At 29.8% G+C, this 21,442-nt stretch carries 21 protein-coding genes; 5 read left to right on the top strand and 16 right to left on the bottom strand.

The window, feature by feature from the left end; all coding sequences use genetic code 11:
• Positions 1-109: 109 nt before the first annotated feature.
• From BN6774_RS03660 to nagA, 5 genes are all read right to left on the bottom strand, one after another.
• Positions 110-1,423: a class II D-tagatose-bisphosphate aldolase, non-catalytic subunit gene (locus BN6774_RS03660; protein WP_066890144.1), complete on the bottom strand. Its 1,314-nt coding sequence runs from the start codon at positions 1,421-1,423 to the stop codon at positions 110-112.
• Positions 1,424-1,536: 113 nt separating this feature from the next.
• On the bottom strand, positions 1,537-2,391 hold the full coding sequence (locus BN6774_RS03655; protein ID WP_066890142.1) for a tagatose bisphosphate family class II aldolase: 855 nt from the start codon (positions 2,389-2,391) through the stop codon (positions 1,537-1,539).
• A 94-nt stretch (positions 2,392-2,485) separates the two neighbouring features.
• Positions 2,486-3,652 carry an SIS domain-containing protein gene (locus BN6774_RS03650; protein WP_066890140.1) on the bottom strand — a complete coding sequence of 389 codons (1,167 nt, stop codon included), beginning with the start codon at positions 3,650-3,652 and terminating at the stop codon, positions 2,486-2,488.
• Positions 3,653-3,718: 66 nt separating this feature from the next.
• Positions 3,719-4,246 (bottom strand): hypothetical protein, encoded by a 528-nt coding sequence (locus tag BN6774_RS03645; RefSeq protein ID WP_066890138.1) that lies wholly within the window; start codon positions 4,244-4,246, stop codon positions 3,719-3,721.
• Complete coding sequence (gene nagA / locus BN6774_RS03640; RefSeq protein WP_066890136.1) at positions 4,246-5,385, bottom strand: N-acetylglucosamine-6-phosphate deacetylase; 1,140 nt, start codon at positions 5,383-5,385, stop codon at positions 4,246-4,248. The genes BN6774_RS03645 and nagA overlap by 1 nt, the downstream gene beginning before the upstream one ends.
• Positions 5,386-5,553: 168 nt before the next feature.
• Between nagA and agaF the strand changes: the two genes are divergently transcribed.
• The gene (gene agaF / locus BN6774_RS03635) at positions 5,554-5,985 is read left to right on the top strand and encodes a PTS galactosamine/N-acetylgalactosamine transporter subunit IIA (RefSeq protein WP_066890134.1); all 432 of its coding nucleotides are present in this window, start codon (positions 5,554-5,556) and stop codon (positions 5,983-5,985) included.
• Positions 5,986-5,987: 2 nt separating this feature from the next.
• A complete protein-coding gene (gene yajC / locus BN6774_RS03630) occupies positions 5,988-6,266 on the top strand; it encodes a preprotein translocase subunit YajC (RefSeq protein WP_066890133.1) in 279 nt (92 codons plus the stop codon).
• A gap of 244 nt (positions 6,267-6,510) precedes the next feature.
• Here yajC and BN6774_RS03625 read toward each other — a convergent pair whose 3' ends face one another.
• Positions 6,511-7,680, bottom strand: coding sequence for a helix-turn-helix domain-containing protein (locus BN6774_RS03625; protein WP_066890132.1), 1,170 nt, complete (start codon positions 7,678-7,680; stop codon positions 6,511-6,513).
• Positions 7,681-7,983: 303 nt separating this feature from the next.
• Here BN6774_RS03625 and agaV point away from each other — a divergent pair, with 303 nt between their 5' ends.
• The 3 genes from agaV to BN6774_RS03610 are packed head-to-tail and all read left to right on the top strand — an operon-like array spanning position 7,984 to position 10,116.
• Positions 7,984-8,460, top strand: coding sequence for a PTS N-acetylgalactosamine transporter subunit IIB (gene agaV / locus BN6774_RS03620; protein WP_066890131.1), 477 nt, complete (start codon positions 7,984-7,986; stop codon positions 8,458-8,460).
• A 26-nt stretch (positions 8,461-8,486) separates the two neighbouring features.
• Positions 8,487-9,299 carry a PTS mannose/fructose/sorbose/N-acetylgalactosamine transporter subunit IIC gene (locus tag BN6774_RS03615; protein ID WP_066890130.1) on the top strand — a complete coding sequence of 271 codons (813 nt, stop codon included), beginning with the start codon at positions 8,487-8,489 and terminating at the stop codon, positions 9,297-9,299.
• On the top strand, positions 9,289-10,116 hold the full coding sequence (locus BN6774_RS03610) for a PTS system mannose/fructose/sorbose family transporter subunit IID (RefSeq protein ID WP_066890129.1): 828 nt from the start codon (positions 9,289-9,291) through the stop codon (positions 10,114-10,116). The genes BN6774_RS03615 and BN6774_RS03610 overlap by 11 nt, the downstream gene beginning before the upstream one ends.
• 52 nt (positions 10,117-10,168) lie before the next feature.
• Here BN6774_RS03610 and BN6774_RS03605 read toward each other — a convergent pair whose 3' ends face one another.
• The 10 genes from BN6774_RS03605 to BN6774_RS03560 form a co-directional block, all read right to left on the bottom strand.
• Positions 10,169-10,717 (bottom strand): hypothetical protein, encoded by a 549-nt coding sequence (locus BN6774_RS03605; RefSeq protein ID WP_066890127.1) that lies wholly within the window; start codon positions 10,715-10,717, stop codon positions 10,169-10,171.
• Between the two features lie 116 nt (positions 10,718-10,833).
• A complete protein-coding gene (locus BN6774_RS03600; RefSeq protein ID WP_066890125.1) occupies positions 10,834-11,787 on the bottom strand; it encodes an N-acetylglucosamine kinase in 954 nt (317 codons plus the stop codon).
• A 171-nt stretch (positions 11,788-11,958) separates the two neighbouring features.
• Positions 11,959-12,900 carry a DNA-3-methyladenine glycosylase family protein gene (locus BN6774_RS03595; RefSeq protein ID WP_066890123.1) on the bottom strand — a complete coding sequence of 314 codons (942 nt, stop codon included), beginning with the start codon at positions 12,898-12,900 and terminating at the stop codon, positions 11,959-11,961.
• Positions 12,901-13,123: 223 nt separating this feature from the next.
• Positions 13,124-13,966: a 3-hydroxybutyryl-CoA dehydrogenase gene (locus BN6774_RS03590; protein WP_066890121.1), complete on the bottom strand. Its 843-nt coding sequence runs from the start codon at positions 13,964-13,966 to the stop codon at positions 13,124-13,126.
• A 139-nt stretch (positions 13,967-14,105) separates the two neighbouring features.
• Positions 14,106-15,110 carry an electron transfer flavoprotein subunit alpha/FixB family protein gene (locus BN6774_RS03585; RefSeq protein ID WP_066890119.1) on the bottom strand — a complete coding sequence of 335 codons (1,005 nt, stop codon included), beginning with the start codon at positions 15,108-15,110 and terminating at the stop codon, positions 14,106-14,108.
• A 21-nt stretch (positions 15,111-15,131) separates the two neighbouring features.
• On the bottom strand, positions 15,132-15,911 hold the full coding sequence (locus tag BN6774_RS03580) for an electron transfer flavoprotein subunit beta/FixA family protein (RefSeq protein ID WP_066890117.1): 780 nt from the start codon (positions 15,909-15,911) through the stop codon (positions 15,132-15,134).
• A 14-nt stretch (positions 15,912-15,925) separates the two neighbouring features.
• The gene (locus BN6774_RS03575) at positions 15,926-17,065 is read right to left on the bottom strand and encodes an acyl-CoA dehydrogenase (protein WP_066890115.1); all 1,140 of its coding nucleotides are present in this window, start codon (positions 17,063-17,065) and stop codon (positions 15,926-15,928) included.
• Between the two features lie 91 nt (positions 17,066-17,156).
• Positions 17,157-17,939 carry a short-chain-enoyl-CoA hydratase gene (locus BN6774_RS03570; RefSeq protein WP_066890113.1) on the bottom strand — a complete coding sequence of 261 codons (783 nt, stop codon included), beginning with the start codon at positions 17,937-17,939 and terminating at the stop codon, positions 17,157-17,159.
• Between the two features lie 182 nt (positions 17,940-18,121).
• Positions 18,122-18,772 (bottom strand): redox-sensing transcriptional repressor Rex, encoded by a 651-nt coding sequence (locus BN6774_RS03565; RefSeq protein WP_066890111.1) that lies wholly within the window; start codon positions 18,770-18,772, stop codon positions 18,122-18,124.
• A 416-nt stretch (positions 18,773-19,188) separates the two neighbouring features.
• Entirely contained in the window at positions 19,189-21,438 is a 2,250-nt protein-coding gene (locus tag BN6774_RS03560) for a heavy metal translocating P-type ATPase (RefSeq protein ID WP_066890109.1), read from the bottom strand.
• Positions 21,439-21,442 lie beyond the last annotated feature (4 nt).

Below are 21,442 nucleotides of genomic sequence, written 5' to 3'. Positions count from 1 at the left end.
ATTTTCTGAATATTCCAACTTTATAAAATTGATAAATTTTGTATTAAAATGATAATTTTTCTTATAAAAGATATATTACTATGTTTAATTTGAGTTTTTATTATATTTTTTAACTTATTTCTCCTTTTACGGCATAAATATAGTCATCTATATACTCACCTATTCTATCTTTTAATAATTCTTCAGCTTTAGGCAATAGTTTTCCTTTTCTAACTTTTTTATATTGCTCATGCATAAATTGGCTAATAAGAGTAATTGGTATTTCCACATCACTTAAATTTTCTATAAGCTTTTCTAAAGCTAAATTCACTTCTTCCTTAGGCATATAATATCTAGCTCTATCAGATAAACTATATTTTCTTTCTATTCTAACCTTTGACTCAGGTCCTATATAATGCTTAGCCCAATCCTTAGGATCCTTTGTCATATTAGAGTCTAATACTTCTATAAATTTAGATAAGTCTATGTCTGTTTTATCTTTTAATATTTCATTTTCTATATGATTTAAGGCAAATATAGCTTCTCTAAAACCATAGGTTAATGCTGGACCAACTTTTAAAATAGCAAATCCATCTTCAACCATTTCTCTCAAAGCTTCTGGAGTTTGATAATCTGTTGAATGAGCTTCAAATACTAAATTAGGATACTCTTCTAAAGCATTACTTAACTCACTTGCTTTTTCCCTGTTATAATCCCAAATATCTCCACTCCCAAACTCAACTCCAGGTTGTACTACAACCCCTACCACGTATTGAAATGCTTCTTTTAAATTAAAGTCTTCAAAAGTCTTTTTGAAAGTATCTACAGTATTTTTAAAATCTTCTTTCTTAGTTACAGTTAGACCTTCCTCCTCTTCTTGAACTCCACCTGGAATAGGAACTTCACTTCCTATAATATAAACAGGATGTACAGCATCTTTATTAAATTTCTTTAATGTTAAATATGCTTCTTCTGCAACTTTACATAATTCCGCTGCTCTCATTGCTATTAACTCATCTCCAAAAATATTCCCTTCAATATCTCCTAATAAAGGCATACTAGTATCAATATGAATCTTTGTGAACCCTGCTAATACATATTCTCTTATTAAATTTTTGGCATTTTCCATAGCTTGTTCAGAGTCAATATCCTTCCATGTTAGAGGTCCTAGATGGTCTCCCCCTAGTATTATTCTTTCCTTAGGAAATGATACTTTTTCAGCTAGTTTATATATATAGCTTACATAATCCTTTGGAGTCATTCCTGTATAGCCACCAAATTGATCTACTTGATTAGCTGTAGCTTCTACTACTAATAATATATCTTTATCTAAAAGTTTTTCCATTGCTGCTTCAATTACATAACTATTAGAACAACAAACTGAAAACACTCCCTCATTTTTCCCACTTTTATATTTATTAACCATACTTCTTATTGGATTCATAAAACTCCTACCTCTCATCTTTTTCTTTTATATAAAAGAAAAGAAAATAATACTTAAGTTTTCACTCTTATATTATTTTCTCTCCTGTTTATTATGATATTGTTCAAGCCTTATTAAGCTCTACCATTACTTCCACAAACCATTATTTTTTCAGCAACTACTTTTCTCATTGCTTCTTTTCCTGGTTCCATGTACTTTCTTGGATCATTAGCATCAGGATTATCTATAAAGTATTTTTTTACTGCATCTGAAAATGGAATTTTTAAATCAGTTGCTACATTAACTTTACATACACCTAGAGAGATTGCTTTCTTTACTAACTCATCTGGTATATTTGATGCTCCATGTAATACTAAGGGCACATCTACCATCTTTCTTATTTCTTCTAATCTTTCAAAATCTAATTTTGCTTCACCATGGTATAATCCATGAGCTGTTCCAATAGCTACTGCTAATGAATCTATTCCTGTTCTTTCAACATATTCTTTTGCTTGCTGTGGATTAGTAAACTTTGTATCTTTTTCATCTACTATTAAGTCATCTTCTTGTCCACCTAATCTACCAAGTTCTGCTTCAACTGTTGCATCATATTTATGGGCATATTCTACTACTGCCTTAACTATTTCAACATTTTCTTCAAAGGGTGCATGAGAAGCATCTATCATTACAGATCTAAATCCTAAATCAACATAATGTTTTATTTCCTCTACATCTTCATAATGATCTAAATGTATAGCAATTGGAATTTTATGTTGCTTTGAAGCTACCTTTGCCATTGCTACAATATATTCTCCTCCTGCGTATTTAATAGTTGATGGAGTTCCTGCTAATATTACTGGGGATTTTAATTCTGCTGCAGTTTCTACAACTACCTCTAATGTTTCTAGGTTATGGATATTAAAAGCTGGTACTGCATAACCCTCTCTTTGTGCTTTTTTTAGCATTTCTCTTGTTGACAATATACTCATATTAATTTCAACTCCTTTTCAAATTTTAATTTCTAGTTAATCTATATCATCTTTAGTAATTACTTCTTTATAAATGTAGTTTTAAATCATGTCTCTAAATATTTTTGTATTTATGAATAACTACACCTTTTACAACTCTATTTACAGTTCCATCTGGTCTTGGATTATCTGGTGAAATACCTAGTTTTAATGAACTAAATAATCCAAACATTTGTCCAAATAACATATAATTAAACACTGTAAATATTTCAGGAATTACTTGTCCATCTATTTCTATATATTTTGTGCATAAACTATTTAATTCTTCATTCTTTTTATAACTAATTACTGCTAATTTATGATTTCCATTATCTCCGCTAATTTCCCTTATTAAATCCATATCGTATAAATTAGTATATTCATTATTTGAATTCATAAATATTACTAAAGTCTCATCATTAATTATTGATTTTGGACCATGTCTAAAACCAAGAACTGATTCACATACTGTAACTTTTTTCCCACTAGTAAGTTCTAAATTCTTTAAAGCCATTTCTTGAGCTAATCCTTTTAATGGACCAGATCCTAGATAAACAATTCTTTCTGCATCAATATCTACTAATTCTTTTACATCATTCCATTTATTGTCTAAAATCTCATTACCTTGATTAACTACTATATCTACATATTTTTTATTTTCTTCTATATTTTCTATATCAAAAGTTAATAATGTTGCTAATAACATACAACTAAAGGAGCTTGTCATAGCAAAACTCTTATCATTTGAAAGTTCAGGCATTAGTAAGCAAAGATTATCATCACTTTCTTTAGCTTTCTTAGCTAACTTTCCATCTTTATTACAGGTAATAACAAGTTGTGATATATCTTTAATATTTTCTTCAAATATATCATATGCTCCAATACTTTCTGGGCTATTTCCAGATCTAGCATAAGATACTAAAATAGTTGGTGTATCCTCTTCAATAAATTCATATGGATTTGATACTAAATCAGTAGTAGCTATAGCTTCTACTCTTAGTTTCAATTTTTTTGCTAAATAAAGATACACAGTATCACCAACATAATCTGATGTTCCAGCTCCTGTTAGTATTATTCTAGTATTAGGCTTAAGTCTTCTATTAAAAAAATCTTTTATAGAAATTTCATTATCCTTTACTATATTGTAAGTTTCTAACCAAAGTTTTGGTTGTTGCCTTATTTCAGTTGCAGTATATGTTGCTCCTAAGGCATTAATTTTATCAAGCTCCATTCCAAAAATCATTTTAATACCTCCTCTAACAATTAATGTTATAATCACTAGTTTGTTTAATTTATATTAATTTTAAAATTAACTAATTTTTTTCATTTTGCTAAAAGCAATAATATTAAGGATTCCAATATAAAAGCTGTATAATGAACCTACTAAGCTTAAAGCAAAAAATAATACATCAAAATTTTGTTGTATTGCATTTAAAATAATAAGAACACTTAATAAAATATAAGCACATGCTTTCATTATTGTTTTTTCTTTTTCCTTACTATTAATTAAGCTTTCTAATTTAGATGTTTTACGTTCCCTTTTAAAGTTTTTAATTACCTTTAGCTTCTTTAAAAAAATGAACCTAAAGTATAGTTCTACTAAAACTACAGCTCCCAAACCAACTAAAAGTGTATTTTGAAAAGAATTAAAATAATCTCCTAATAAAATCATAACAATGAATATAGTTGAATATCTGTAATAAAACAGCTTGAACTTTTGCTCTGCTTGCTGTGATACAATGTATCCATTTTTATTAAAAACATTATAATAAACTCTATCTCCATATCTATCTAAATATATGTTGCTTCCAGCTAAATTTAAATTTTCCCTTTTCACTATAGCATCACCTTTCCTAAACAATATGTTTGATGTACTGAATAATCATCATTAAGTATCACTAGGTCACTGTCATATCCAACGCCTATTCTTCCTTTTCGTTTATCAATACCTAAACACTTAGCTGGATTAATTGTGCATGAATTAATAGCATAATTAAAAGGTACCATAGCTTCTTCAACTAATATTCTAAGTCCCTCATTCATCCTTAATGTAGAACCAGCTAATCCTTTTGTTTCTACTAGATGTGCACTTCCATCTTCATAAATTTCTATTTCATTTCCACCAAAAATAAATTTAGATCCTGGCTTGTACCCCTTTGCCATTAAAGAATCTGTAACCATAATTCCATAATCAGGTCCCTTTGCATTAAAGAAATTATATAGAGCTGCAGTAGTGGAATGATTTCCATCGCAAATTATCTCGCCATACATGCCTTTAATTCTTAGTGCTGCTCCTACCAATCCATTTTTTCTATGATTAAATGGCGTCATACCATTATATACATGAGTTTGTGATCTAGCCCCATGTGCAAAAGCAAATATTGCCTCTTCATATGTTGATGCTGAATGTCCTATGCTCACTACTATATCATTACTAAATAAATACTCTGTAAGTGAATAATCTTCATCTGTCTCAGTTGCCAAAGTTACATACTTTATTAAACCCTTTGCTATCTTTTGATAATTTTGAAACTCTTTAATAGTAGGCTTTACTATGTATTTTTCAGGTTGTGCTCCCTTATACTCCATATCAAGATACGGTCCCTCAAAATGAATCCCCAATATTTCTGCACCTTCATAACCTTCTTCAACAACTTTTGCAACATTACTTAAAGCTTTAGTAAGAACTTCTTTACTTTGTGTTATAGTAGTAGGCAATATGGAAGTAACCCCTTCACTTGGTATTGCTTTTGTCCAATTTCTTAATCCCTGCTCATTTGAATCATTAGTATCAAATCCATATGCCCCATGACAATGAATATCAATAAATCCTGGCAAAATTCTCTTGCTGCCATAATCATAAAAATCTTTTATTTCATTATATTCATAAATATTAACTATTTTATTATCATCAATTTCTATTTGAGCTGGAACAAATTGATCGGCAATCCACACCTTTTTACTTTGTATCAGCATACTATCCCCCCTTCAATTTATCTATAATTATACACAAGTTCCCTTATCTAATATTTGCACTTTTTAATCTATATATTATATATTTCACCACCATTATTGAATTTAAATTACTGGGTATTATAATTATAATTATCAAATATTGTATAATCTATTTTGGGAGATGATAAAATGATAGGATTAATAATTAGTGGACATGGTAACTTTGCTTCTGGACTACACACATCTTTAAAACTAATTGTAGGCGAATCTAATAATATAGAATATGTTGACTTTGAAGAAACAGATTCTATAGAAGACTTAAGAAAGAAATATTATAATTCATTAGAAAATTTAGATAACTGTGATAGCATCCTAGCACTTAGCGATTTAGCAGGAGGATCACCTTTTAAAACCTTAGTTGAAATTAAAACTGAAATAGAAAAGCCAATGGAAGTAGTTTCTGGCACAAACTTGCCTATGATCCTTGAAATTTCTATGAGTAAAGATTTTTCAAATGATTTAAATTCTTTAACTGAATCATCAATTGAAATAGGCAAAAACGGAATTGTAAAGTTTGATTTTTTAGTTCATGAAGAAATTGAAGTTGAGGACGGTATTTAATTATGATAAATTGGGAAGTTGTTTTATGGACATGCATTACTGTTGGGATATTAGTAGGTATAGCTGCTTTAATATTACTTTTTATATCAGCTAAAAATATTAAAAAAAGAACCTCTGAGCTTAAGGATGTTCATCTGGAATTAAAGTCTGGAATGAAGGTTATGTTCTGTGGAGGAATTTACGGTAAGGTAGTATCTGCTGGAAAAGAAACTGTAGAAATTGAAATTGCTAAAAATACAGTAATAACTGTATCTAGATATGCTATTCAAAGTATAGGATAAAAATCCTTACTTATGAAAAAAATAAAGGATAACCAAATTAAAGGGCTGTTTTATCAGCCCTTTTTTTATTTTTTTAGGAAATTATAATAAAGTCAAATATATAGATAGTTTTATGAGAATAGTAAATTTCATAGTGTAAGAGAGAGTTTTTATAATTTCCTTCCTTCCGTTTGCAAAGAGATAAACATTGTATTACGGTGACTTGGAGCGCATGCGACGGAACAAGGAATATAATGTTTATCTCTTAATTTTTAAATATGGTTTGTGCATATTCACTAGGACTTATCTCATAATGTTGAGTGAAGGCCCTTGAAAAATAATGTATTGAATTAAAACCTAACATAAAGGCTATTTCCGTAATAGTGTACTTATTTTCCTTAATCATTTGTTTACTCTTAGCTAATTTCAAATCATTAATATATTTCTTTGGTGATGTGTTTAAATTATTTTTAAACAATGTTTGTAGTGATGATCTTGAAATTGAAAATTTACTACAAAGCTCACCTATACTAATTGGAGATGAAATTTTCTTATCAATGTACTCTAATATTCCTTCTAATAATTCATCTTGGAAATGCTGGTGTGACTCTTTAGGTACCTTACTGTAATCAATTCCTAAATAATCATATTGAAATAGCCTAATTATAACCTCATGGAAATTACTCCAAATAAGATTTTCTGAATATGGTATTGTACTCGATATATTTTTAGCAAAAGTTCTTACAGCATTATATAATTCATTTCTACAATGAAATACCCTATTACATATTAAACTATCATCATCGCATTCCATATCAAACATAATTGTTAAGTATGAACAACTTGAATCATTATTTACGGATTGTGTATGGAATTGATTTTTTCCATATATAATTAAATCAGATGAATTTAATATATATTCAACGCCGTCAATTGATGTGTTTAAAGTCCCATTATCAACAAAGGTAAGCTCGTACAAATTATGTCTTTCTCCTTTGAATTTATAATTTGGACTTTTTATTGTATAATAGTATGCCATAATTTCAGGAATGTTTATTGTTGGCAATATTCTACTATATACATAAGGTGGATTTAAAAATTCAAGTTTAAGGTTATATTGTTCTGGTATTATTAACTTAAAAGTAGTTTTTTCTGTCATTGAAACAATATTGAAGTACATATTAGGCTTAATTTCTAATTTTCTATGAACTGCAAAAAGCTTAAAATCACCATTAATTGAATCACTTATTAATATAGATGCCATTCCTTCAACAATTTCTATATATGTTGTTTCTGTAAATTTATATAAACTAGATATAACTTTGTCGCTAGTTACTATTTGATTTATTATTAAATTCTCTTTAACTATGTCCTTAGCTTCATCATAAATAGAACCATATTTCATAAATTGAGCACTAGTTGTTTTATCATACATAATAAATCACCTCAATATAAATTCATATATAATTTAAATAAAATATTTTCTTTACCTAAATTATATTCAATAAATTCTAAATTATAGTATTTTAATAACTATTAAATTTGAACTTATCTATATACTATATAATACTACTAAAACCAATTTTTTTCAAAACAATAAAACCACCCTCATTTTGTAAACGTTGTTAAAAAAATCAAAATAAACACTAAAAAGTATAAAGATTATTATTCATATTAAGTATATAATTTTATCATCTAGTGGAAATAATTTCTTTTTCACACAAAAGGAGGTGATAATATGCCAAATATTGTATTGACAAGAATAGATAACAGATTAATTCATGGACAAGTTGCAACTCAATGGTGTGGTTCTATTGGAGCAAACTTAATCCTAGTTGCAAATGATGTTGTTGCTGGGGACAAGCTTAGACAAGGTCTAATGGATATGTGTGCACCATCTTATGCTTCAACTCGTTATTGGACATTAGAAAAAACTATATCTACTATTCATAAAGCTAATGCTAAACAACTTATATTTATAGTTTGTGAAACTCCTTCAGATGTATTAAAACTTGTAGAAGGTGGCGTTCCAATAAAAAAGGTTAACATCGGAAATATGCATATGGCCGAAGGGAAAAGACAAGTTGTCGGCTCAGTTGCAGTGGATGATAAAGATGTAGAAGCATTCAAAAAATTAAAAGAATTAGGAGTAGAACTTGAAATAAGAAGAGTTCCTACTGAAAGTTCTGAAAATCTTGATAAACTCTTTAAATAATTAAATAATATGGGAGGTTATGCCAAATGGATTTTAACATTATTCAAATTCTATTGGTTGCAGTATTTGCATTTATTGCAGCTATTGACCAATTTAGTTTCTTAGAGTCATTATATCAACCAATCGTATCCGGAGCTGTCATTGGTGCAATTCTTGGAGATTTACAAACTGGACTTATTGTAGGTGGTACTTATCAATTAATGACAATCGGTAACATGCCTGTAGGTGGAGCTCAACCTCCAAATGCTGTTATCGGAGGTATAATGGCAGTAGTTTTTGCTGTTTCTTCAAAATTAGATGCTGGTGCAGCAGTTGGACTAGCTGTTCCATTCGCACTACTTGGACAATATTTTGTTACTTTCTTATTTACAATTATGGCACCATTAATGTCAAAAGCTGATAAATATGCTGAGAAAGCAGATGTAAAGGGTATTGAAAAACTTAACTATGGAGCAATGGCTGCTTTAGGGTTATTATTTGCAATTGTAGTTGTTATTGGTTTAATAGGTGGTAGTGCTGCTGGTGATAAATTATCTGCTCTATCAACACAATATGCTTGGTTTATGAACGGACTTAGCGCAGCAGGAAAAATGATGCGTTATGTTGGATTTGCAATTTTATTACGTATTATGTTATCAAAGGACTTATGGGGAATTTATTTTGCAGGTTTTGCACTTGCAACTATTATCGGAAAGATAGAAGGTTTAGCTAGCTCAGCATTATTATTAATTGCACTTATTGGAATTGCAGTATGCATTTACGACTTCCAAACTAACGTTAAAATGAAATCTGCTGGGGCATATATAGGAGTAGGAGGAGATGAAGAAGATGGAATCTAATACAACATTATATAATGATTTAACTCCTGCCAAACAACTTGACAAAAAGACTTTAAATAAAATGGTTTGGCGTTCATTATTCTTACAAGCTTCATTTAACTATGAAAGAATGCAAGCTGCTGGATGGTTATATGGAATATTACCTGGACTTGAAAAAATTCATACTGATAAAGATGACCTTTCAAAGTCTATGAAGCACAATCTAGAATTCTTTAATACTCACCCATTCCTTGTAACTTTTGTTATGGGTATAATATTATCATTAGAACAACAAAAAGCTGACACTAACACTATTAGAGCTGTCCGTGTTGCTGCTATGGGACCTTTAGGTGGAATTGGAGATGCTATTTTCTGGTTTACTTTAGTTCCAATTACTGCTGGTATTACTGCTAATATGGCTATCGAAGGCTCTTTAGCAGGACCAATATTATTCTTGTTGATATTCAATGCTGTTCAGTTCTTAATAAGATACTGGTTAATGCACTGGTCATATAACTTAGGTTCAAAAGCTATTGATATCTTAACTAAAAATGCTAAAGAATTTACACGTTCAGCTTCTATGCTAGGAGTATTTATAGTTGGAGCACTTACTTCAAACTATGGTGCTACAAAATTAGCTATTGAAATACCAAATGGTGAAACTCCAATTAATATACAAAATATATTAGATGGTGTTCTTCCTGGAATGATTCCTCTTCTATTAACATTAATGTTATTCTACTTAATTAAGAAGAGAAAATGGACTCCTGTTCAATGTATCGGATTATTACTTGTAATTGGTATTGTTGGTGGATTCTTTAATATATTTGCTGCATAATTTATAAAAATATCCCAGTAAAGCAATAGGCTTTACTGGGATTAATTTTTTATTAAATAATTTTTCTAAATAAAATCCAATATGATATCGTGGTAATTAAGGAGAATATAATTATAATTAATAAATTAGTTTCAAGTAATATAATCTCAGCTACCACGCTATATAAAATTCCACATATAATGAAAATTAAAATATAATTCCATAAAATTAGACTATCTTGATTCTTCCTATATATTTCTCTCATTTCTTTATGAGTTAATTTTTCTCCTCCATATTTTCTAGAGAAAATACTAGCGCTTATTTGTCTAAGAATAATTTTACTTATATAATCCCCTAAAAATATTATAAAAATTCCATAAATAGCTACTATAAAGACATCTAAATAGTAATATTCATTAAATTTTATAACACTAAGTGCAATCTCAAAAAGAAGAAATAAAATCCCACCTATTAATGATATTACTGGCATCATATATATCATATTTACAGCTACAATTTTTATTTTTTTACTTATTTTTTCGTTAGTAATTTGATATGTAATTACTAGTAATGATATAAAAATTAGGATTAATAAAACTAGTACATTAATTAGATATTTCATCTTTTTTCCTCTGCCCCCTCTTGTATATTATACCATTACTGTAAATATATTAAAAGAATAAAAAGGAGCTGCTAATAACAGCCCCTTAATGTAAAATGTATGATTTATAATTTTTATTATTTTAAAATATCTTTTGCATTATCAGGTACTTCATTTCCTGCTAATGTATAAGCAAGTAATACTGAACCATTCCATGGATCTAAGGCTGGTTCTTGTAGATAACATTTTAGTCCTGATTCCTTTATCATTTCTTTTAATGGTTCTAATACATGTTTTCCTGCTTTAAATACACCACCAGTATATGAAACTACAAATTCATCATTAAAGTTTAGTTCTTTTGATATAGCATTTATATGTTCAAATATGGACTTTGCAACTTCTCTAAATATTCCCTTACAAGCTGGACACCCTGCTTCTGCAGCTAAATAACATATAGTAGAAAACTTAGCTATTTCTGTTCTATTAAACTTTAATTTATTAAATACTATTTCAACTATTTCATACCTATAAGTAATTCCATATTCCTTCTCTAGTATATCTACTAAAACTGTTTTTTCTTTTCTTCCGTCTTTTTGCTTAGTATATTCATTTATAGTCTTAAGAGCTATCCAATAAGCACTTCCATCGTCACCTATTCCTGGTCCAAAGCCTCCACATCTTGCTAATTTACCTTCTGCGTTTCTTCCATAAGCTATACTTCCTGTACCTGCCACAATATTAACACCTGGTTTGCAAGCTGTACCACCAGCCCAACCATTAACAGCATCATTATCTATTGAATATGGAAATTCCATAACTTCTTTAATTGCTTTATCTATCTTTTCCATATCATCTAAGCTTTCTCCATATCCAGGAACTCCTGCAAAAGCATAAGCTATGTCCTTTACTGATATCTTAGCTTCTTCACATATTTTAGCAATATTTTCTGTTAATTGAGCCTTAATTCCTTCTACTCCAACTTGATGAATATGAATAGTTGATCCCTCAACTTCTGCAACTTTTTTCAAGCTGTCATCAACTAATAAATATTTTGTTTTAGTTCCGCCTCCATCAATTCCTAAATAATACATTTTCTTTCCCCCTACATACTTTTACATGTTTATAGTAGGATGTATCTGATGTTGTTGTACATTTATTGCTTTGTTTAAACCACAATTACTATATGTATTTTACTGTAAAATCCCCTAATATAATTATATATTTATTCTAATAAATTTCCAATATATTATATTGCTAAAGTTCTAAACTTCTATCTTATTTTCTCTAGCATAATAGAAAAGATATTGTTGAGCCATTCCAGATAAAGCTCCAAACTTATCTCTTGCAAATACTCTCATTTTATTTAATGATAAATCTGGTGCTACATAGAAATGTATCATAGCTCTTTTAACCCATACATCTACTGGAAAGGCTGAATGTTTTGTCATTGAAAATAGCATTATACAATCAGCAACCTTTGCTCCTACTCCCATAAACTTTTGAAGAGCTATGTGACATTCATCATCATTTAAGCTCTTTATATAATCTAAATCGAAATCTAATATTTCCGGTCTTTCTTCATATTTACTTGGATTATTATTCATATCCTCCTTAGCTTCTAATGCTAAATTAACCTTATTTATAGTATCAACTATGTACTTACTTCTAAAGGATGCTCCTGTTGCTTGTATTTCTTCTAAAGTAGCACCTTTAATATCTCTTGGAGTTGGGAATGTATAATATTCTTCACCCTTATATTCTATTTTGTGTCCAAAAGCTTCACAAATCTTTTTAACAGTCTTCTTTATTGAAGGAATACTATTTCTTGCAGATATTATAAAGCTTATTAGCATTTCAAATGGATCTTGATTTAATATTCTAATACCGTATCCAAATTCAACACTTTTTCTTAATATTTCATCTTTAGCTAATACTTCTTTAATTTCATCATAATTTCTTTCTAAGTCAAAATATCTTAACCAAATATTATTAAAATCTTCTTCATTAGAATTATATATTATTACTTCATCATTATTTTGAAGTATTTCTATTACTCTACCATAAGCAACTACTATGTAATTTGTATCACTTATCTTATCCCATCTAAAGCATTGTCCACACTCTAATATTTGCTTTATATTAAAGTTTTTTACTCCTTCTATAATAACCTTATCTTCTTCAAATTTGACATTTTTAAAATCCATTTCTTCACCTCGTAAGCTTTGATCAATATATTATTTATCCCCTAATCTTTAACGAACTATTCCTTATTACCTAAGAATTATTATACCATAAAACATATTATAGTTAACAATTAACAATTAATAATTAACAAATTTTGATGTTATTTGTATCAAAGCACTGAAAATAATAAAATGAAAAAGGGCTGTGAAATACAGCCCCTTTGTGGTAATATATATTTTAATTTTAGTAAGTGTAAAAACCTCTTCCAGTCTTTCTTCCAAGGTAACCAGCTCTAACATACTTTCTTAATAGGTTACTTGCTCTATACTTGCTATCACCTGTTTCATTATATAAAACATCCATAATAGCTAGACAAACATCTAAACCTATAAGATCTCCTAAAGCTAATGGTCCCATTGGGTGGTTTGCTCCATATTTCATTGAAGTATCTATATCTTCAACTGATGCTATTCCTTCTTGAAGAATAAATGTTGCTTCATTAATCATTGGAATAAGTATTCTATTAACTACAAATCCTGGAGCTTCTGCAACTTCTACTGGCTCTTTTCCAATTGCAACTGAAACTTCTTTTACAGCATCAAAAGTTTCTTGAGATGTTGCCATGCCTCTTATAATTTCAACAAGCTTCATTACTGGAGCTGGGTTGAAGAAGTGCATTCCAATAACCTTATCTGGTCTCTTTGTAGCAGATGCAACTTCTGTTATTGATAAAGAAGATGTATTAGAAGCTAAAATAGTAGATTCCTTACAAATTCCATCTAATTCTGCAAATATACTCTTCTTAATTTCCATATTTTCTACAGCTGCTTCAATTACTAAATCACAATCTTCAGCAAGAGCTAAATCAGTTGTTCCAGTTATTCTTGAAAGTATAGCTTCCTTATCCTCTTCAGTGATCTTTCCTTTAGCAACTAACTTAGTTAAACCCTTGTTAATTCCACTAATTCCTCTTTCAACGAACTCATCTTTTATATCTCTAACTATAACTTCATATCCTTTTTGAGCGAATGCTTGAACTATTCCAGCTCCCATAGTACCAGCACCAATTACAAAAATCTTTTCCATTTTCAAAACCCTCCTATTTAAATGTAAAATGTATAATTAAGAATGTAAAATTAATGTTGAAAATGGAGGAACCCCATTTTCTATCTTTTTAAACGCATTTGCGTTTATTCAATAATTCTTCATTCTTAATTTTTAATTCTTAATTATTTTTTATTTCTTTTATTTGAGATGTCATTTCCGGTACAACTTTTAATAAATCTCCAACTATTGCATAGTCTGCTGCTTTCATTATTGGAGCTCCTGGATCCTTATTTATAGCAATTATCATATCTGATTCTTGCATACCAGCTACGTGCTGAATAGCTCCTGAAATACCACATGCTATATAAATAGTAGGTCTTACTGTTTTTCCAGTTTGTCCAACTTGATAATCTCTATCTATCCATCCATTTTCAACTGCCGCTCTTGACCCTGCTACTGTTCCACCTAATACTTCTGCTAACTCTTCTAAAATTGCAAAGTTTTCTTGTGAACCAACTCCTCTACCACCTGATACTATAAAGTTTGCTTCACTTATATCAACAATTTCCTTTGCTTCTTTTATTATTTCAACAATTTTTGTTCTTATATCTGCTTCTTCTATTTTTACTTCAACTTCTTCAACATTGAAACTTCTTTCTTCATCAGGAAGCTTTTCAAATACTCCTGGTCTTACTGTAGCCATTTGTGGTCTATGATCAGGACAAGCAATTGTTGCCATCAAGTTTCCACCAAATGCAGGTCTTGTAGCAAGTAAATCTGCCTTTTCTACATCAACATCTAAAACTGTACAGTCAGCAGTTAATCCTGTAGATAATCTTGCTGCTACTCTAGGACCTAAATCTCTTCCGATAAATGTTGCACCTATAAGTACTATACCAGGCTTTCTTTCATTTGCCAAATCACATATTACCTTAGTATATCCATCAGTAGTATAATGTTCTAATAAGCTATTTTCAGCAACTAAAACTTCATCAGCCCCATGTCTTCCTAATGTATCAGCTAATCCTTTTACCTTATTACCTAATAATAATGCTGTTAATTTTACGCCTAATTTATCTGCAATTTTTCTTCCTTCACCAAGTAATTCAAGAGAAACCTTTTGAAGTTCTCCTTCTCTTTGCTCAGCAAATACCCAAACGCCCTTGTAATCTGCTATATTCATCTTTTTTACCTCCCATATATCTTAGATGTAGTGCTTTTCCTTTAATTTTCCTAATACATATTTTACAGCTTCCTTAGGATTTTCAGTTATTAATTCTCCAGCTCCCTTAGTTTCCTTGGTCATAGTTTTCTTAACCTTAGTTGGAGAACCCTTAAGTCCTAATTCCTCTTTATTAACTTCAATATCATCTGCTGACCATAATTGAACTTCTTTATCTGCTTTTTCAAATATATATCTAACATTCATATATCTTGGCTCATTTAATTCTTTAATAGCTGTTAAAAGTACTGGAGCTTGAACTTTAATTAATTCATATCCATCTTCTAAAGCTCTATTTATTAATAATCCATCATCTTCTATCTTTACATCTTGTACATATGTTACTTGAGGTATATCTAAATGTTCTGCAATTTCTGGTCCAACTTGAGCTGTATCTCCATCTATCGCTTGTCTTCCTGCAAATACTATGTCATACTCTAACTTATTTAAAGCACCAGCTAAAGTTTTGGAAGTTGCTAAAGTATCAGCACCAGCAAAAGCTCTATCTGTTATAAGTATAGCTTCATCAGCTCCCATACATAAAGCTTCTCTTAATGCACTTTGTGCTTGAGGAGGTCCCATGCTTATTACAGTTACCTTTCCTCCAACATTATCTTTTATAGTTAAAGCTGCTTCTAAAGCATGCTTATCTTCTGGATTTATTATTGATGGCACACCGTCTCTTATAAGTGTTCCTGTTTTAGGATCAATTTTAACAGCTGTTGTATCTGGAACTTGTTTTAAACAAACTACTATATTCATTATAAATCCTCCCCTTATCTTAAAGCGCTTCCTGAAATAACCATCTTTTGAACTTCTGAAGTTCCTTCATATATTTCAGTTATCTTAGCATCTCTCATCATTCTTTCAACTGGATATTCCTTAGTGTATCCATATCCACCAAAGATTTGTACAGCCTTAGTAGTAACATCCATAGCTACTTCTGCTGCATAAAGTTTAGCTCTTGCTGCATCTACTGAATACGGTTGTTTATTATCCTTTAACCAAGCTGCTTTATAAACTAAATGTCTCGCTGCTTCAATTTTTGTATCCATATCAGCTATCATCCATTGTAATCCTTGGAAAGCTGCTAATGGTCTTCCGAACTGTTTTCTTTCCTTCATATAATTTACAGCTTCTTCAAAAGCTCCTTCAGCTATTCCTAAAGCTTGAGCCGCTATACCTATTCTTCCTCCATCTAGAGTCTTCATAGCTATACCAAAGCCCTTTCCTTCTTGTCCAACTAAATTTTCCTTTGGAACTACACAATTACTCATTACTAATTCTGTAGTTGATGAGCCTCTTATACCAAGTTTGTCTTCTTTCTTTCCAATTGAGAAACCTTCAAATTCCTTTTCAACTATAAATGCTGAAATTCCTTTTGTACCCTTACTCTTATCAGTCATTGCAAATATAATAAATGTATCAGCCACTCCCCCGTTAGTGATAAATATCTTTGATCCATTTAATATATAATTGTCTCCTTCTAAAACAGCTACAGTTTGTTGTCCTGCTGCATCTGTTCCTGCACCTGGTTCAGTTAATCCAAAAGCACCTAATTTTTTACCTGTTGCTAAATCTGTTAAATACTTTTCCTTTTGCTCCTTAGTACCAAATTGATCTATTAAAGAAGCGCATAGTGAAGTATGAGCAGAAACTATAACCCCAGTTGTTCCACATACCTTAGATAATTCCTCTACTGCTAATATATATGAAAGGGTGTCTCCACCAGCTCCACCATATTCTTTTGAAAATGGTATTCCTAACATTCCAAGCTTAGCCATCTTTTCAACATTTTCCATAGGAAATCTTTCTGTTTCATCAATTTCAGCAGCTATTGGTTTAACTTCATTCAAAGCGAATTCTCTAACCATTTTTTTTACTAATTCTTGTTCTCTAGTTAATTGAAAATTCATTAATTATACCTCCTCCATATTGTACCCTTTTCTTGAAACTTAGTTCAATTTTGAATTTTTATAATATTTTAATATATTCTATTTTTTCCGACTATTTATTTGAAAAATTTTTAGCTCTTCTTTCCATAAAAGCAGTCATTCCTTCTTTTTGATCTTCAGTTGCAAAACATTTTCCAAAATCCTCTGCCTCTATTTCAATTGCTTCATCTATATCCACTTGCATTCCTCTATTTATAGCATCCTTACATAGCTTAACTGCTATTGGAGCATTTGCCATAATTGCATTTGCCATATTTCTTGCTTCATCCATTAAGTTTTCAAGTGGTACAACCTTATTTACTAATCCAATTCTTAAAGCTTCATCTGCCTTTATAGTTGCACATGTATAAATAAGCTCTTTAGCCTTACCTTCCCCTACTAATCTTGGTAATCTTTGAGTTCCACCAAAACCTGGAGTTATTCCAAGTCCTGCTTCAGGTTGAGCAAACTTAGCCTTTTCTGAAGCTATTCTAATGTCACATGCCATAGCTAATTCACATCCGCCACCAAGAGCAAATCCTGATACAGCTGCAATTACAGGCTTGTCCAATTTTTCTAATCTTCTGAAAACTCTATTTCCTAAAAGTCCAAATTTTCTTCCTTCTTCTTCAGATAAATCTTTCATTTCTGATATATCAGCACCGGCAACAAATGCTTTTTCACCAGAACCTGTTAAAATAACAGAATAGATATTGTTATCATTTTCTAGGTCATCTAATACTACATCTAAATCCTTTAAAGTATCAGAGTTCAAAGCATTTAATGCTTTAGGCCTATTGATTGTAACAATAGCTAAATGTCCTTCTTTTTCAAGAATTATATTTTTTAATTCCATGACAAAGTCCTCCCTTTTAACCATAATTATACTGGTTTGACATCTCAAATATGCATTTAATTTTATTAATTGTTATAAGATTAACAATTAATAAAAAAAATAATTGAAGCATTGGCTTCAATTATAATTATAATCTTTTAAAAATTCTTTTGCAATATATATTTCTAATTTAAGGTAATCCTCTAAAGTTCTTCTCTAGACTCCTCTTTATCATTTAATAAGTATATTAATGTTAATAAACTTTCTGATAAATGTACATTTTCAACTGTAACATCTTCAGGCACCACTAAATCCACAGGTGCAAAATTCCATATTCCAGTTACTCCATTTTCTACTAAGGCATCGCATACCTTTTGTGCATTTATTCTTGGTACACATATTATACCAATATCTACTGAATTTCCTAATAAGTAATTTCTTAGATTATCAATATCTTGAATTTCTATATCTCTTATTCTCATTCCTATTAATTTTGGATTAGCATCAAATATAGCCACTATATCTAACCCTACTTGAGCAAATCTGCTATAATTAGCAATTGCTTGCCCTATGTTTCCCGCACCAAGTATTATACCTTTATACTCTCTATTTAGCCCTAAAATTAAGCTAATTTGATTATAAAGATCTTTAACATTGTATCCGTATCCTTGCTGTCCAAAATCCCCAAAACAATTTAAATCTTGTCTTATTTGAGATGCAGTAAAACCTATTTTTTCTCCTAATTCTTTTGAAGATATTCTATCTACATCATTTTTCAATAATTCTTGCAAATATCTGTGATATTTTGGTAACCTCTTAATTACGGCCATTGAAATATTTTTTTTCTTATCCATAATTCTTTCTCCTAATTCTCTTTTTTCTTAAATTCAATCGTCTTTATTCATACATATTATTATTTTACCACTTTTGATTAGATTTTAAAACAACTTCGGTTATGTATTTCACAAAGTATTTTATGTAAATTGTTAGTAAGTTAAATTTTTCTCAATCTTTTTAATACTTAAAAAGATAAATTTTTATTTTAATTAAAAAATTCCTTATAAATATTAAAAAAATTAGACTTATGTATAACGTAGCAGATGCGTTATACATAAGTCTTAACTTTACAAAGCATTGCCTTGTAATCAAGTAAATGATCTTATATGCTTCCCTTATGCCTGAATGTTCTCAACTCAAATAATTATATTTAAAATGATGAAATTTGTCAATAAAAAAATACTTCCATATAATTTTGTAAAAAACAAGAAACTTATTTCAAACATCTTGTTGAGTTTATAACTGCAATTACTGTTACTCCAACATCTGCAAATACTGCTTCCCACATATTGGCCATACCTAAAGCTCCTAAAACCATTACTAATATTTTTACTCCTAAGGCAAAAATTATATTTTGCCATAATATCTTGTTAGTTTTTCTAGCTACCTTTATAGCTGATACTAAAGCTTCTGGATCATCCTTCATTAAAACTACATCTGCTGCTTCAATAGCTGCATCTGAGCCTATACCACCCATAGCAACTCCAATATCTGCCCTTGCTAATACTGGCGCATCATTTATTCCATCTCCAACGAAAATAACTTTCCCTTTAGATCTATTACCATTAATTATTTCTTCTACTTTTTCCACCTTGTCTCCTGGTAATAATTCAGAATATACTTTATCAACTCCTACTAGGTTTGAAACTTTTTCTGCTACATTTTTATTATCTCCAGTTAACATTATAGTTTGTGAAACACCAATTTCTTTTAATCCCTTTATTGCATCCCTAGAACCTTCTTTAATTTCATCAGAAATTACTATATTTCCTTTATATTCATTATCTATAGCTACATGAACTATTGTTCCAATAGAATTAATTTTATCATATTTAATATTGAACTTTTCCATTAACTTATAGTTACCAACTAACACTTGTTTATCTTCTAATAAAGTTTTAACTCCATGTCCAGAAATTTCTTTGTAATTATTTAATTTTTTAGAATCTACTTCTTTACCATATTCCTTTATTATAGATTGTGCTATTGGATGGTTAGATAAACTCTCTGAAATTGCTGCTATTCTTAAAAGCTCTTCTTTTTCTATATTTACATTATTAACTTCTGTTACTTTAAATACTCCCTTAGTTAAAGTTCCAGTCTTATCAAAAACAACTGTATTTATATCCTTTAAAGCTTCTAAATAATTTCCACCCTTTACTAATATACCTTTTCTTGATGCTCCGCCAATTCCTGCAAATAATCCAAGTGGAATAGATACAACTAAAGCACATGGACAAGATACAACTAAGAAAATTAATGCTCTAGAAAGCCATTCATTAAAGCTTGCATCTTTTATTACTAATGGAGGTATAACAGCTAAAGCAATTGCTGAGAAAACTACTACCGGAGTATAATATCTTGCAAATTTAGTAATAAATTTTTCAGTAGGAGCCTTCTTATTAGAAGCATTTTCAACTAATTCTAATATTCTAGAAACAGTAGATTCCTTAAAACTCTTGGTTACTTTAATTTTTAAAACTCCATTTGTATTTATAAAACCAGCTAAAATTTCTTCTCCCTTTGCTATTTCTCTAGGAACTGATTCTCCTGTAAGAGCTGAAGTATCAACAAAACTTGTTCCTTCTGTAATGATTCCATCTAAAGGAACTCTCTCTCCTGGTTTAACAACTATTATTTCATCTATATTTACAGTTTCAGGATTTACCTTTTCTTCTTTTTCTCCCCTTATTACATTAGCATACTCTGCTCTAATATTCATAAGAGATGTTATTGACTTTCTTGACTTATTAACTGCATAGGATTGGAATAACTCTCCTATTTCATAGAATAACATAACTGCTACACCCTCTGGATATTCTCCAATAAAGAAAGCTCCTAAGGTAGCTACAGTCATTAAGAAGTTTTCATCAAATACTTCTCCTCTTCCTATATTCTTAATTGCTGTTAAAAGTACTTTTCCACCTATTAATAAATAACTTAATATAAATAATGCTATTGTTATTACTGAATCCCTATCTAACAAAGCTGCTACTATAAAAATTATAGCTCCAATTATTAATCTTAAATTTTCTTTTAGTGTAACTGGATCACTATGGGAATGTTCATGGGAATGTTCATGAGATTCTTCATGAGAATGGGAATGCTGCTTATGGGAAGTATGTCCATGATTTTCATTATGATTATGACTATCTTTATCACTTTCATGTTCTAATGAACACTTTCCATCATTACATCTATTTATACTCTTAACTTCAATATTTATTTCATCTTTATCATAAACCTTAACTTCTGGTTCAAGTTTATTTATTATTTCTTTAGCCTTTACTATAATATCGCTTTTTTCTGTGCTTCCATCACTTTCAATTATTAATGTAGATGTAGTAAAATTTAAATTTGCTTCCTTAACTCCATCTAAATTATTTACTTTATTTTCAATTTTGTTTGCGCAATTAGCACAGGTTAATCCTGAAAGTACTAATCTTATTTCTTTTTTACTCATACAT

It is taken from the genome of Clostridium nigeriense (assembly GCF_900086595.1).
Classification (GTDB): Bacteria; Bacillota; Clostridia; order Clostridiales; family Clostridiaceae; genus Clostridium; species Clostridium nigeriense.
This window is presented reverse-complemented; position numbering and strand designations above follow the sequence as displayed.

Coding starts and splice junctions, on each gene's coding strand:
- BN6774_RS03615 (WP_066890130.1), top strand. CDS start 8,487: ATGGATTTTAACATTATTCAAATTCTATTGGTTGCAGTATTTGCATTT.
- BN6774_RS03585 (WP_066890119.1), bottom strand. CDS start 15,110: ATGAATATAGCAGATTACAAGGGCGTTTGGGTATTTGCTGAGCAAAGA.
- BN6774_RS03605 (WP_066890127.1), bottom strand. CDS start 10,717: ATGAAATATCTAATTAATGTACTAGTTTTATTAATCCTAATTTTTATA.
- BN6774_RS03565 (WP_066890111.1), bottom strand. CDS start 18,772: ATGGATAAGAAAAAAAATATTTCAATGGCCGTAATTAAGAGGTTACCA.
- BN6774_RS03650 (WP_066890140.1), bottom strand. CDS start 3,652: ATGATTTTTGGAATGGAGCTTGATAAAATTAATGCCTTAGGAGCAACA.
- BN6774_RS03625 (WP_066890132.1), bottom strand. CDS start 7,680: ATGTATGATAAAACAACTAGTGCTCAATTTATGAAATATGGTTCTATT.
- BN6774_RS03560 (WP_066890109.1), bottom strand. CDS start 21,438: ATGAGTAAAAAAGAAATAAGATTAGTACTTTCAGGATTAACCTGTGCT.
- BN6774_RS03600 (WP_066890125.1), bottom strand. CDS start 11,787: ATGTATTATTTAGGAATTGATGGAGGCGGAACTAAAACAAAATATTTA.
- BN6774_RS03580 (WP_066890117.1), bottom strand. CDS start 15,911: ATGAATATAGTAGTTTGTTTAAAACAAGTTCCAGATACAACAGCTGTT.
- nagA (WP_066890136.1), bottom strand. CDS start 5,385: ATGCTGATACAAAGTAAAAAGGTGTGGATTGCCGATCAATTTGTTCCA.
- BN6774_RS03575 (WP_066890115.1), bottom strand. CDS start 17,065: ATGAATTTTCAATTAACTAGAGAACAAGAATTAGTAAAAAAAATGGTT.
- BN6774_RS03590 (WP_066890121.1), bottom strand. CDS start 13,966: ATGGAAAAGATTTTTGTAATTGGTGCTGGTACTATGGGAGCTGGAATA.
- BN6774_RS03570 (WP_066890113.1), bottom strand. CDS start 17,939: ATGGAATTAAAAAATATAATTCTTGAAAAAGAAGGACATTTAGCTATT.
- BN6774_RS03595 (WP_066890123.1), bottom strand. CDS start 12,900: ATGGATTTTAAAAATGTCAAATTTGAAGAAGATAAGGTTATTATAGAA.
- yajC (WP_066890133.1), top strand. CDS start 5,988: ATGATAAATTGGGAAGTTGTTTTATGGACATGCATTACTGTTGGGATA.
- agaV (WP_066890131.1), top strand. CDS start 7,984: ATGCCAAATATTGTATTGACAAGAATAGATAACAGATTAATTCATGGA.
- agaF (WP_066890134.1), top strand. CDS start 5,554: ATGATAGGATTAATAATTAGTGGACATGGTAACTTTGCTTCTGGACTA.
- BN6774_RS03660 (WP_066890144.1), bottom strand. CDS start 1,423: ATGAATCCAATAAGAAGTATGGTTAATAAATATAAAAGTGGGAAAAAT.
- BN6774_RS03610 (WP_066890129.1), top strand. CDS start 9,289: ATGGAATCTAATACAACATTATATAATGATTTAACTCCTGCCAAACAA.
- BN6774_RS03655 (WP_066890142.1), bottom strand. CDS start 2,391: ATGAGTATATTGTCAACAAGAGAAATGCTAAAAAAAGCACAAAGAGAG.